Raw genomic sequence first — 12,653 nt, 5'->3', positions numbered from 1 at the left:
ATGGTGAAACTGGCTGACGCCGAGAAGGCCCAGACGAAGAAGGCAACCCGCGCCGCCTACGGCGCCACCCTGGCCGAGCTGGCCGAGGCGGGCGTTCCCGTGGTGGCCGTGGACGCCGATTTGACGGGCTCCACCACCACCAAGAAGCTGGCCGACGCCGGCTATGGCGACCGCCTGTTCAACTGCGGTATTGCCGAGCAGAACATGATCGACGTGGCCGCGGGCCTGTCCTTGGCGGGCAACGTGGCCTTCACGGGCTCCTTCGCCGTGTTCGGCACGGGCCGCGCCTACGATCAAATTCGCAACACGGTGTGCTACTCCAACCTCAATGTGAAAATCGCCCCCACCCATGCCGGCGTGTCGGTGGGTCCCGACGGCGGCTCGCACCAAATGCTCGAGGACGTGTCCCTTATGCGCGGGCTGCCCGGCATGCGCGTACTGGTGCCGGCCGACTATGCGGCGGCCCGTGCAGCCCTCAAGCTGGCGGCGGCCACGCCCGGCCCGGTCTACGTGCGCATGGGCCGTGCGGCGGTGCCCTGCGTTTACGACGATGACGTCGAGCTGGAAATCGGCGGCGCCTATGTGCTGCGCGAGGGCGCCGATGTCACCATCGTGGCCAACGGCATCGAAATTCGCGAAGCGCTTCTGGCGGCCGATGCCCTGGCGGCCGAGGGTATTCAGGCCGAGGTCATTGACGCGTTCTCGGTGAAGCCCCTCGATGCGGACACCATTCTGGCGTCGCTGAAGAAGACGGGCTGCGCCGTGGTGGCCGAGGAGCACTCGGTTATCGGCGGCTTGGGCTCGGCCGTGGCGGAGCTGACCGCCGCGCAGTACCCGGTGCCCCTTGAGCAGGTAGGCGTGCGTGACCGTTTTGGCAAGTCCGGCGATCTTGACGAATTGCTTACCTACTTCTCACTAGACGCTGACGCCATTGTTGAGGCTGTGAAGAAGGTTCGGGCGTGCAAGGGCCTGTGCTAGAATTACGAGCGTCTCAGTACACAATTAACATGAACGGAGCAAGCTGTGACGAATGAACCTTACCAGGACGCCCCCGGGCGCACTGGTCGTCACGCTGGCCGTCCCACCGCCCAGCCAACGGCGCGCGGCACTGCCAGCCATTCGCGAAAAGCGCAGATGACCTCCCAGTTATCGCAGTCGCTTCCCGTCCTCGAAGTCGATGAGATGGCCGCCCCCATGGGTGCGCCGGTCATCACCTTCGATCACGTGACCAAAACCTATCCCGCCCAGCCGAACAAGCCGGCGCTCTCCGACGTGACGCTGCAAATCTTTGCGGGCGAGTTCGTTTTCCTGGTGGGCCACTCCGGTTCCGGTAAGTCCACCTTCATTCGCCTGCTCACGCGCGAGATCAAGCCCACCTCGGGTAAGATCTACGTGGCCGACGAGGACCTTACCACCATGCGCAACTGGCGCGTGCCCTACCTGCGCCGCAACATCGGCTGCGTGTTCCAGGACTTCAAGCTCCTGCCGAACAAGACGGTGTTCGAGAACGTGGCCTTCGCCCTCGAGGTAATCGGCAAGAGCCGCCATGTCATCAAGACCCAGGTTCCCGAGGTGCTGCGCCTGGTGGGCCTGTCCGAAAAACTCAACAGCTACCCCGACCAGCTGTCCGGCGGTCAGCAGCAGCGCGTGTCCATTGCCCGCGCCATCGTGAACCGCCCGCCGCTGCTCATCTGCGACGAGCCCACGGGCAATCTCGACCCGCAAACCTCCCGCGGCATCATGGATCTGCTCGAGCGCATTAACCGCACGGGCACCACGGTGCTGGTGGCTACCCACGACCGCGAGATGGTCGACAACATGCGCCGCCGCGTTATTGCGCTGGACCGCGGCCACCTCACCCGCGACCAAGACAGGGGGGTGTACGGTTTCGATGTCTAGTCTGTTCTACTTCTTCAAGGAGTCGCTGCAGGGCTTTGCCCGCAACCTCTCCACCACGCTTGGCTCCATCATCACCATTTTCCTGTCGCTGCTCATCATCGGTGTGTTCTTGGTGGGCGGCACCATTGTCGAGCGCCTCGTGTCCTCCATCGAGTCCGAGGTGTCCATCACCGCCTACGTGGCCGACGACGCTCCGCAGGAGTCCATCGATGAGCTCATGAACACCATCAAGGGCATGAACGGCGTGGCCACGGTGGGCTTCACCACCAAGGATCAGGCTCTTGAGAAGTTCAAGGAGTCCATGACCACCAACCCCGAGATCATCGAGCAGCTGGACGGCACGAATCCGCTGCCCGCCTCCATCGACATCGACTTGTCCGACCCGCAGATGGTCGACCAAATTGCCGACGACATCGAGGCCAACGAGACGTTCCGCACCATTTGCGACAACCCCGACGATCCGGCTGACTCGCTGAAGTACGGCCAGAAGACGGTGGACAAGCTGTTCTCGGTGACGAAGTACGTGCGCTACCTGGGCGCGGCCCTTATCGTGCTGCTCGTGTTCATTGCGCTCGTGTTTATCAACAACACCATTCGCCTGGCCATCATGGCGCGCCGCAAGGAAATTGCCATCATGCGCCTGGTGGGTGCCTCCAACGGCTTCATTCGCGGGCCCTTCCTGATGGAAGGCGCGCTCCATGCGCTCATCGGCTCGCTTCTGGCCGTGGGCGTGCTGCAGCTGCTGCGCATGTACGCCATGCCGAAGCTGCAGAATGCCCTGTCGTTCCTGTCGCTCGATGTCAGCGGCACCACTTACGCGATGATCTACATCTCGCTGGTGGTGGCCGGCCTCATCATCGGCCTTATCGGTTCGGCCTTCGCCATGCGTCGCTACTTGAAAGTCTAGCGGCGGCGGGTACAATTTAAGTTGTTGGCGCGACCCTTCGGCTCATCGCCGCGGGGTCGCGTTTCGTTTTGAGAAGGAGTGCAGATCCATGGCTCATAAGGCTCGGCACACGGTGCCCAATCCGCAGGCCCGCGGCGCGCGTCGCATGGAGCGTGCGAACAACCGCCTGCTGTTCCGCTTGTTTATCGTGTTCATCTTGCTGGCGGTGGCCTTTGTGGGCGGTTTCGTGCTGCGCAGCCAAACCGAGCTCATTGCCTCCTGGGGCATTCCCGTCACCGATGCCGAGCAGGAGGCGCTCAACCAGGCCGCCGCTCAAAGCAATGAGGAGTCCATCACGGCCCGCGTCGGCGATGTGGAGCGCATCCTTACCACGTACAGCCTTGATGAGATCAACCTCACCGACGCCACCTATACCATGCTCGACGATTTGATGAAGTCCACGGGCGACCCCTACGCCACCTATTACAACCCCGATGTGTACAACAACTACATCAAGGAATCCACGGATCGAAGCTATGCGGGCATCGGCGTGGTCTTCGCCGACTACAACGGCCGCGCCTATGTGGCCGATGTGTTCGAGGGCTCCGAGGCCGAAGCCAAGGGCGTGCAGCAGGGCGACTACCTTGACTCCATCGACGGCACCGACGTGGCCACCTGGTCCATGACCGAAGTGGTGAACGCCCTGGCCAAAGACGAGGGCGCTGAGGTGACCATTACCTGGATGCGCCCCACGAGCCTTGATGCCCAAACGGGAGAGAGTTTCACCACCACGCTGCTGTGCAAGGTGTACGAGGAGGCGAATCTCAGCACCGAGCTGGCCAAGGGGAAGGTGGGCGTCATCAAGCTGCGCCAGATCACCCAGAACTCGGCCGAGTTGGTCAAGCAGGCGGTCGAGGCGCTGACCGCCGAAGGCGCCACCTCCTTCGTGCTCGACCTGCGCGACAATCCGGGCGGCTACCTTACCCAGGCCGTCGATATCGCCAGCCTGTTCATCGAGAGCGGCGTTATTGTAGAAATCCAGACGGTGGACGGCCCGGCCTCCTCGAAAAAGGCGTCGGGCGCCACCATTACCTCTGCGCCCTTGGTGGTGCTGGTCAACAAGTACACGGCCGCTGCGGCCGAGGTGCTGGCCGCAGCGCTGCAGGACAATCAGCGCGCCCAGCTGGTGGGGGAGACCACCTTGGGCAAAGGCTCGGTGCAAGTAGTGCGCGAGCTGGATTTCGGCGGTGCGGTGCGCTACACCGCGGCGCTGTACCTCACGCCGCTCGGCTATCACATTGACGACACGGGCATCGTGCCCCAGGCCGTTGTGGCCAACGGCGACGCTGACGGCAAGACGGACGATCAGCGCATTGTGGCGCTCGATACGGCCCGGGCCCTTGCGAAGGAGGCGTAGGCCATGGCTCGTTCCCGCACGCGTCGAGCGGCCACGCGCCGCCGTCCCAAGGCCCAGCCCCGCGGCGTGCTGGTGGCGCGCACTGAGGGCTACGGCTTTGTGCAGACCGCCGAAGGGGAGTACTTCATTCCCGCGAGCGCCATGGGAGGCGCCTTCGACGGTGATCTTGTTGAAATAGCGCCGTTGCGCGGCAAGGGGCGGGGCGGTGAGGGCGCGCCCGGCTCTCAGCCGGCGGCCCGTATTCTGCGCGTTATCGATCGCGCCCATGACACGGTGGTGGGCCGCTACGAGGTGGCCGAGCCCTTCGGGGTGGTGGTGCCCGCCGACGCCCGCATTCCCTATGACGTGTTTACCATGCGCGCCGATTATCCCGACGTGCCCGACGGCGCGCTCGTGCGCGTGCGCATCTCCCAGTTCCCCTCGCGCCACAGCGCCGCCACGGGCGTTATCGAGGAGGTCATCGCCGAGAAGGCCGACGAGGCCACGGTAGGGGTCGACCTTATCATCGGGCGTCACAAGCTGGAGACGGTCTTTTCGGAAGGGGCGCTTGCCGATGCGGCCGCGGCGACGCTCGACGCGGAGGGTGCCTTGGCCGCCGGCTATCGCGACCTGCGGGATCGCTTCGTGTTCACCATCGACCCCGTCGATGCGAAAGATTTCGACGATGCGCTGTCCATGGACTATGTGGGGCGCGACGGAGACTGGAACATAGCCACCGTCGATCTAGCCACGCTGCAGCCGTTGGAGCGCGAGAAGCGCTCGGCCCGGGGCGTGTGGCGCTGCGGCGTGCATATCGCCGACGTGTCGCACTATGTGCCCTGGGGATCCTCGGTCGATCTGGACGCCCGTCGCCGGGCCACCAGCGTGTATCTGGTCGACCGCGTCATTCCCATGCTGCCTCCGGCTCTCTCCGACAACCTGTGCTCGCTGCGTCCCGACGAGGACCGGCGCGCGATGACCGTTGATTTGTACCTGAACGATCAGGGCCAGGTGCTGCGCTCGGACATCTACCCGTCGCTTATCCGCTCGAACCATCGTTTGAGCTACCCCGAGGTGGCCGACATCCTGGTGGACTACAAGGCCGCTTCCGCCGTCGGCGTCGATCTGTCGTGGCGTCTGGTGGCCTGCTCGCGTTTGGCGAAGTTGCGCGATGCGGCGCGCCGCGAGGCCGGCGGCATCGACTTCTCCACCACCGAGGCCAAGGTGGTGCTCGATGACGAGGGGCGCCCCGTCGACATTGCCCTGCGCCATAAGACCGATGCGACGGCTCTCGTGGAAGAGGCCATGATCTTGGCCAACGAGACCGTGGCGGCGTTTTTGGAGCAGAAGAAGTTTCCCGGCATCTTCCGCGTGCACGAGGCGCCGGCGGCAGACGCCCTGGCGGGACTGGTGCCCATCTTCCAGGAGTTCCCGTGGTTCGAGGCGTCTATGACGACGCGCCTGGTGGCGGGCGATCCCCATGTTATCCAGGATATCCTCGCGCTGGCGGCAGACCGCCCCGAGGGCGAGCTGGTTTCGTCGCTGCTGCTGCGCTCCATGAAACGGGCCCTGTACCGTCCGGTGAACGAGGGCCACTACGGCTTGGCCAGCGAAGCCTACTGCCACTTCACGAGCCCTATTCGCCGCTATCCCGACCTGGTGGTGCACCGTATGCTGCGCGCCGCTCTGACGCGCCGTCCCGAAAAGTTCGATCAGGAAGTGGCAGCGCTGCCCTGGATTGCCGAGCACTCCTCGACTATGGAGCGGGTGGCCGACGAGGCGGCACGTCAGTCCCAGGAGCTCAAGATGATCGAGTACCTGCAGCAGTTTGTGGGCCAGGCATTCTCGGCGGTGGTTTCGGGGGTGGCTACCTACGGGCTGTACGTGCGCCTCGATTGCACGGCCGAGGGGCTTTTGCCCGTGCGGGCCTTGGGCGACGAGTACTTCGCCTTCGATCCCGAGGGTCATACCTTGATCGGGGCCGACAGCGGCAAGCGCTATCGGCTCGGCCAGCGCGTGGCCGTCAGACTCAAGGTGGCGAACCCAGCCACGTTCACCCTGGAATTCGGATTGGCCGGTGGGGAAGGGGCCTAGGGGTCATGGTCAGCATCTACATCGCACTGTATCTGTTCTTCGCCGGTGCGGGCGGCGGCGCCTTCCTGCTGGGGTCGATCGTCGATTTGACACTGCGCTTCCGGCCCGACGCGGCCCGCGGATGGTTTGCCCGCGTGAGCCCGGTGACCGACGCGGGGCTCGTGCTCGGGCCGGTGCTGGTGGTGGCCAGTGCCGCGTTCCTCGTGCTTGACTTGGGGGTGCCGGAGAAGGCGCTCTACCTCTTCTTTGTCTCGAACCAAAGCTTGCTCTCGATGGGAGCTTGGGCCATCCTGCTGTTCGCGGTGACCGCCTTTGGAGCGCTGGTGCTGGGCGTGGTAGCGGCCGACGGCAGCGACGAGGGCGATGTCGACCCCTCGGCGCGGCGGGTGATTCTGCGCGCCATCGAGCTGGGATGCAGCTTGCTGGCCACGGGATTCGCCCTCTTCGTGGTAGTGTACTCCGGTGTCTTCCTGGCGCTGTATCCCTCGCTGCCTTTTCTGCACACGCCCTGGATTCCCGTGCTCTTCGTGGCCTCTGCAATGGCGACGGGGCTTGCCGCGCTCATGGTCGTTGCCTTTTTCCGACAGCCCGTGCCGGGCATGATGGAAGGCGCTCGCGGTTTGCTGGGGCTCGACGCGGCGCTGATCGTCCTGGAGGCGGTGGCGCTGCTGGTGTTTCTGGTTGTTTCGCTTGCTAGCGGCTTTCCGGCCCGCAGCGGCGCTCTGCTGGTGCTCACCGGCTCGCTGGCGCCGGCATTTTGGGGCGGGGTGGTGGTGCTGGGTCTCGTGGCGCCGTTCTCGGTGGATGTGGTCTGCCGCGCCACTCCCTCGTTTCCCGCTGTGGCCCTGGGAGCGGCGGGAACGCTGGTGGGCGGTTTGGTGTTGCGCGTGGTGCTACTCATGGCCACGCAGCGCTTCAATCTGGCCTTTATGAGTGTGCTGCCGTTCTGGAGCTAGGGGCTTGCCGCGCTTTTGCTGTCGTCGTCCTCTGTGGTACTATGACACGTAAGCTAAGAGAAAGGCACGAATATGGCGACAAAAGAAGAGGTGCGCGATGCTGTGGGCGCCCAAGAGGATGCCTGCTCTTTCCGCATTAACGAGCGCAGCGTCGTGCCTATTTGGATTCAGATTCGCAAGCGCCTGGTCTACCTTATTTCTGCGGGGAAGTTCGAGCGCGGCGACCGGTTGCCGTCGGTGCGCGAGCTGTCGGTGCGTCTCGGCGTCAACTACAACACGGTGAACAAGGTGTACCAGGACCTCGAGCGCGATGGCTATATTTATACGCAGCGTGGTCGCGGTACTTACGTCTCCGATCTCAAGGGGGTCAAGCTCTCGGCCGTCGATGAGGACGTGGAGGCCCTGGCCATCGATTTCGTGCAGCAGGCCCTTACCAAGGGCATGCGCTCGGAAGATATCCACGATTTAGTGTCCGAGCAGCTCATCTTGCTGGGGGGCAACGTCTAAGAGCTACGTTCGACCGAGGGGGTCGTTGTGAGGGACAAAGCGAAGCAGGCCCAAGGGGAGCAGCCGTCCACGGCCCGCGCTACGGCGCTGGCCGGTTCCATGGCCGCGCCCATGGCGAAGAAGACATCGCGCAACAGCGTCTACGTGTTTGCGGTGGCGGTGTTTCTCATAGTTGCAGGTGTATTCGCCTTGGCCCTTTGGACGGTGAACGAAGCGGTGGCGCTCATTGGGGGAGCCCTGATCGGTCTCCTCGTGGCCGCCTCCGTGCGCATTGCGCCCCAATGGGAGCGCGTGGTCATCCTGCGCTTGGGGCGGTTCGATCGCATCGGTGGCCCGGGCCTTTACTTCGTGGCTCCCATTGTGGAGTCGGTGGCGGCCCGCGTCGACCAGCGCATGATCACCACGCCCTTTTCGGCTGAAGAGGCGCTGACGGCCGACCTGGTGCCGCTGGGCATCGACGCCGTGCTGTTCTGGATGGTGTGGGACCCGAAGGACGCTTGCGTCGAGGTGGAGGACTATTCATCGGCCGTGTGGTGGGCGGCCCAAACGGCCTTGCGCGATGCCGTAGGTCGCATTAATCTGGCCGAGGTGGCCACGCGCCGCGAGCAGCTGGACAACGAGGTCAAGGAAATACTCGAGGAGAAGACGCGCACCTGGGGCATTACGGTCATCTCTGTCGAGATTCGCGACATTGCCGTGCCGTCGGACTTGCAGGACGCGCTTTCCAAAGAGGCTCAGGCCGAGCGCGAGCGTAACTCGCGTCTGCTGCTGGCCGAGGTGGAGAAGGACATCTCCGAGATGTTCGTTGAGGCAGCCTCGGTCTATGAGCAGAACGACAAGGCCCTGCAGTTGCGCACCATGAATCTTATCTACGAGAGTGTGAAGGAAAAGGGCGGCCTCATCATTGCGCCCAGTGCCTTTGGCGAGGCATTCAACAACATCGAAGGATTCCTCAAGTAGGTAGCGCTATCGCGAATAAGCAGCCCTTTTGCCTGGGTGCGAAAGGGTCGCTTTGCTTTCGACGCCCAAGTGCGGCAGGGCTCTGAACGCGCTGTCTGTCTTCTGAACAGGGAAAAGTTACCCATAGGTAAGACTTATTATTCATCAAGTAGGACAATCTAAGTGGTTGATTGTCATAGTGTAGTAGTGTACCTTGACAATATGCATCAGAGAGATGCGAGGAGGGCTTTCCCGGGGAGGGAAGGCTAAGAGGGCTCCCGCATGATGCGGGGGTTCAAAGAAATAGAAGGGGGTAAAACCATGGGCGAGAACGGTCTGAACGTCAGCCGTCGAGGGTTCGTGGCAGGAGCCGGTGCAGCGGCTCTTGGAGCTGGTCTTGCGGGATGCGCTTCGGGCACCGCAGAGAAGGAGGGTACGGATCTGGCGAGCACGTCGCCCGCTGCCGAGAAGGTAGCCTACGATCCGAACGCCGGGGAGTGGATTCCCACGGTCTGCAACATGTGCTTCAACAACTGCTCCATTAAGGCTCACGTCGTTGACGGCGTGGTCGTCGAGCTGACGGGCAATCCCGACGGCATCGGCGGCGGCCACATTTGCGCCAAGGGCGCGGCGGGCATCATGACGCTGTACGATCCCACCCGTCTGACGAAGCCGCTGAAGCGCACCAACCCGAAGAAGGGCTTGGATCAGGATCCCGGTTGGGTTGAGATTTCCTGGGATGAGGCCTGGGACGCTATCTTCGCCGGACTCGGTCCCATTGCTGCTGAGAATCCCATGGCCATCGGCGGTGCCTCCATGGTGTCGACCCTGAATGCCAGTACGCAGCGCGCGGCAGCGCTGGCGTGCACCTTCGGCGGTGCCCAGGGCCTTTTGTCTGACATCTGCGGTGCGGGCATCCATGTGGTCGAGAAAATGTTCACGGGCACCGGCAACGCTATGCCCGACTACCAGTATTGCCGCTACATCGTTCAGTTCGGCACCCAGGCAGGCACCGCTACGCGTCATGGCTTCAACATGACCGTCGATCGCTTGGCTGACCTGCGCGCTAACGAGGGCCTGCGTCTGGTTAACTTCGATCCCCACATGAGCGCTGGCGCTGAAAAGGCCGACCTGTGGGTGCCCGTGCGCCCCGGCTCCGATGCCGCCGCCGCTCTGGCCATGGCCAATGTGCTGATGGAGAAGGGCCTCATCGATCGCGAGTACCTGGCCGAGCGCACCAATGCCCCGGCGCTGATCGACTCCAAAACCCAGCGCGTTCTGCGCGACAAGTCCAGCAACAAGGCGCTGTTCTGGGACGAGGCCGACAAGAAGGCGAAGCCCTACGATGAATGCCAGCAGCCGGCGCTCGAGGGTGAGTATGAGGTCGATGGCGTGAAGTACCGCACCGCCTTCGAGATCTACAAGGAGCACATCAAGGATATGACGCCCGAGTGGGCCGAAGAGATCACCACGGTGCCCGCTGCCACGCTGCGTCAGGTGGCCGAGGAGTTCGGCACGGTGGCCCTGTCCGGCGACACCATCGAGATCGAGGGCAAGACGTTCCGCCATCGTCCTGCGGCGGTCGATATCTTCTCCGGCGTATCCCGCCACAAGCATGCCATTCTGACCACCTGGAGCTGCTTGATGCTGAACCTGCTGGTGGGCGCTGCCAACTCCGTCGGCGGTCTTCTGGGCTTTGCTCCGCGCAACCATGGCTGGATCGAGGGCAACCCCCAGGCCGGTTACGATATCGGCATCTGGGAAGACGATGGCTTCATCGTGGGCAACAGCTTCTTCCCCGGCACGCCTTCCAACAACTACGAAGATATTCGCAACAACGACTACACGCCGGTGGATATGACCCTGGCTCAGCTGCAGCCGCTGTCCGAGGACGGTCACTTCGTGCACGTGTGCCAGAGCGACCCCGAGCGCTACGGCACGACGCCGATCCGTGGCCTGTTCTGGTACGGCTGCAACCCGCTGAAGTGGTGGGGCAATGTGGACGAGCAGATCAAGGTGTTCTCCGAGTTGGAGTTCGTCGTGGGCTGCGACATCTCTCTGAACGATACGTCCTACTTCACCGATATCATGATTCCCGAGGCCTGCTACCTCGAGCGCTACGACGTGCTGCCGCAGTGGTACCTGAACCACCGTCAGCCGGGCGGCCTGAACGTGCCGTGGATCGTGGAGTTCTGGCAGCCGGTCGTGCCCGCCAAGGACGACGCGCCGGGCTACATGGACATCTGGGGCGAGCTGGTGTGGCGTGCCGGCGCCGAGTCCAACGCCGCCTTCATCGGCACCCTCAACGCCATGTACCGCCTGAAGGAAGAGTACGCGCTGCCGCTCGATGAGCGCCTCGATCCCGAACGATTCGTCGACAGCGTTTACAAGTCCTTCATTGACGAGGAGCACGGCCTCGACTGGTTCCGCGAGCACGGCATCTACACCCGGCCGCGCACGGTCGATGAGGTGTACATCTGGGATTCCGAGTCCGCGGGCCGCATTCCGTTCTACTGGGACTTCATGCTGGAGGCCAAGGAGAAGGTGGAAGCCAAAGTCGAGGAGCTGGATATTCCCTGGGAGACCGACGACTACATCCCGTTGCCCGAGTGGCGCCCCGGCGTGGACTTCTACGCCAAGGATGAGGCCTTCGATATCTTCCCGATCTACTACACCAACGCTCAGAACACGGACAGCTGGTCGCCGCAGAACCCGTGGATCAATGAGATCAACGAGGACGACGGGGTTACCTACTGCATCGAGATGAACACCGCCACGGCCCAGGCAAAGAATCTGGCCAGCGGCGACACCGTGCGCCTGACGAGCATGGCCGGGTACACGGTCGAGGGCAAGCTGGTGGTTACCGAGGGTATCCATCCCGAGTGCGTATCGACTGTGGTGGGTACCTGGGACAGCCAGTCGGGCAAGATGGAGGTTGCGCGCGGCAAGGGCGTGAACATCGTAAACCTGATCCCCGGCAATACCGCCGAGCGCTTGGACCATGTGGTGTCCGCGTTCGACCAGGTGGTACGTGCCAAAGTCGAGAAAATTTCCTAGAGGGGGTAGAGCATAATGACCTACGGAATGCTGATTGACCTGAAGAAGTGCGTCGGTTGTCATGCCTGCGCCACCGCCTGCAAGGAGGCCCACGGCACCCGCCCCGGCGTGCGCCGCTCGAGGGTAGTGCGCGAGTTCGAGGGCACCTATCCTAACGTGCGCAAGACCGCGGTGCCGATGCTGTGCATGCAGTGCGAGAACGCGCCCTGCGTGGAAATCTGCCCGACGGGCGCCTCGCAGAAGCGTGAGGACGGCATTGTCGTCATCGACAAGGACGTGTGCATCGGCTGCAAGAGCTGCATGAACGCCTGCCCCTACGACGCTCGCCAGTTCAGTGAGGATGAGAACGGCTACTTCGGCGAAGAGCTCAACGAGTACGAGGAGCTGATGTATCCCACGATGCCGGCCGGCACCATGGACAAGTGCACGTTCTGCGCCGACCGCATCGACGCCGGCAACGGCGAGATGCAGGCCTGCGTGGCGGCCTGCCCCGCCAAGGCGCGTGTCTTCGGCGAGCTGGAAGAGCTGAAGGCCCAGGCCGAGGCCAAGGGCGGCTACCAGCTGCTTCCCGAAGAGGGAACGAACCCCAGCGTGTGGTACATCCCGTTCAACGTGACCGAGCTGTAGCGCTTCGAAACGACATCTCCCTCCCTGTGGACGGCGACCCCCTCCCGGTCGCCGTCCCTTTTTTGTGTAAAGCATGAGTGAGCAATCACAATTTCTACATAATTCTGTTAGGGATCTGTAATTAAAAAGTTAAGAATCGGTAACTTTGTCATCGTCCCTTGTGAGAGGCTCAATTTCCCTTTGGCGACAGCAAAAAAGTAAAGATGATCAGAAAACTCCTCTTTTTATTAACCGTCAATTAGGATAATCCAAGCGCTGGATTGTCCTAGTCTTGTAAGTTACTGTGACGCTA

At 62.9% G+C, this 12,653-nt stretch carries 10 protein-coding genes; all 10 read left to right on the top strand.

Annotation, left to right across the window (positions count from 1 at the left end; all coding sequences use genetic code 11):
• The 10 genes from QZ307_RS02655 to QZ307_RS02610 all read left to right on the top strand — a co-directional run bounded on the left by QZ307_RS02655 (position 1) and on the right by QZ307_RS02610 (position 12,361).
• Positions 1-978 carry a transketolase C-terminal domain-containing protein gene (locus QZ307_RS02655; protein WP_295995432.1) on the top strand — a complete coding sequence of 326 codons (978 nt, stop codon included), beginning with the start codon at positions 1-3 and terminating at the stop codon, positions 976-978.
• A 216-nt stretch (positions 979-1,194) separates the two neighbouring features.
• A complete protein-coding gene (gene ftsE / locus QZ307_RS02650) occupies positions 1,195-1,899 on the top strand; it encodes a cell division ATP-binding protein FtsE (protein ID WP_366143067.1) in 705 nt (234 codons plus the stop codon).
• Entirely contained in the window at positions 1,892-2,806 is a 915-nt protein-coding gene (gene ftsX, locus QZ307_RS02645; RefSeq protein ID WP_295995429.1) for a permease-like cell division protein FtsX, read from the top strand. The genes ftsE and ftsX overlap by 8 nt, the downstream gene beginning before the upstream one ends.
• 88 nt (positions 2,807-2,894) lie before the next feature.
• Positions 2,895-4,202, top strand: coding sequence for a S41 family peptidase (locus QZ307_RS02640; protein ID WP_295995426.1), 1,308 nt, complete (start codon positions 2,895-2,897; stop codon positions 4,200-4,202).
• Between the two features lie 3 nt (positions 4,203-4,205).
• Positions 4,206-6,275, top strand: coding sequence for a VacB/RNase II family 3'-5' exoribonuclease (locus QZ307_RS02635; protein WP_295995423.1), 2,070 nt, complete (start codon positions 4,206-4,208; stop codon positions 6,273-6,275).
• A 5-nt stretch (positions 6,276-6,280) separates the two neighbouring features.
• Complete coding sequence (nrfD, locus tag QZ307_RS02630; protein WP_295995420.1) at positions 6,281-7,231, top strand: NrfD/PsrC family molybdoenzyme membrane anchor subunit; 951 nt, start codon at positions 6,281-6,283, stop codon at positions 7,229-7,231.
• 72 nt (positions 7,232-7,303) lie between these two features.
• Entirely contained in the window at positions 7,304-7,738 is a 435-nt protein-coding gene (locus QZ307_RS02625) for a GntR family transcriptional regulator (protein WP_295995418.1), read from the top strand.
• Between the two features lie 27 nt (positions 7,739-7,765).
• Entirely contained in the window at positions 7,766-8,698 is a 933-nt protein-coding gene (locus QZ307_RS02620) for a slipin family protein (protein WP_295995415.1), read from the top strand.
• A 300-nt stretch (positions 8,699-8,998) separates the two neighbouring features.
• Positions 8,999-11,734, top strand: a complete 2,736-nt coding sequence (locus QZ307_RS02615) for a molybdopterin-dependent oxidoreductase (RefSeq protein WP_295995412.1) — start codon at positions 8,999-9,001, stop codon at positions 11,732-11,734.
• 15 nt (positions 11,735-11,749) lie between these two features.
• Complete coding sequence (locus QZ307_RS02610) at positions 11,750-12,361, top strand: 4Fe-4S dicluster domain-containing protein (protein ID WP_295995410.1); 612 nt, start codon at positions 11,750-11,752, stop codon at positions 12,359-12,361.
• The last annotated feature ends 292 nt before the right edge of the window (positions 12,362-12,653 follow it).

Source organism: uncultured Adlercreutzia sp. (assembly GCA_910585575.1).
GTDB lineage: Bacteria > Actinomycetota > Coriobacteriia > Coriobacteriales > Eggerthellaceae > Adlercreutzia.
Note: the sequence above shows the minus strand (reverse complement) of the source record. Positions and strands in the feature narration are given on the sequence as shown.

Coding starts and splice junctions, on each gene's coding strand:
- QZ307_RS02655 (WP_295995432.1), top strand. CDS start 1: ATGGTGAAACTGGCTGACGCCGAGAAGGCCCAGACGAAGAAGGCAACC.
- ftsE (WP_366143067.1), top strand. CDS start 1,195: ATGGGTGCGCCGGTCATCACCTTCGATCACGTGACCAAAACCTATCCC.
- ftsX (WP_295995429.1), top strand. CDS start 1,892: ATGTCTAGTCTGTTCTACTTCTTCAAGGAGTCGCTGCAGGGCTTTGCC.
- QZ307_RS02640 (WP_295995426.1), top strand. CDS start 2,895: ATGGCTCATAAGGCTCGGCACACGGTGCCCAATCCGCAGGCCCGCGGC.
- QZ307_RS02635 (WP_295995423.1), top strand. CDS start 4,206: ATGGCTCGTTCCCGCACGCGTCGAGCGGCCACGCGCCGCCGTCCCAAG.
- nrfD (WP_295995420.1), top strand. CDS start 6,281: ATGGTCAGCATCTACATCGCACTGTATCTGTTCTTCGCCGGTGCGGGC.
- QZ307_RS02625 (WP_295995418.1), top strand. CDS start 7,304: ATGGCGACAAAAGAAGAGGTGCGCGATGCTGTGGGCGCCCAAGAGGAT.
- QZ307_RS02615 (WP_295995412.1), top strand. CDS start 8,999: ATGGGCGAGAACGGTCTGAACGTCAGCCGTCGAGGGTTCGTGGCAGGA.
- QZ307_RS02610 (WP_295995410.1), top strand. CDS start 11,750: ATGACCTACGGAATGCTGATTGACCTGAAGAAGTGCGTCGGTTGTCAT.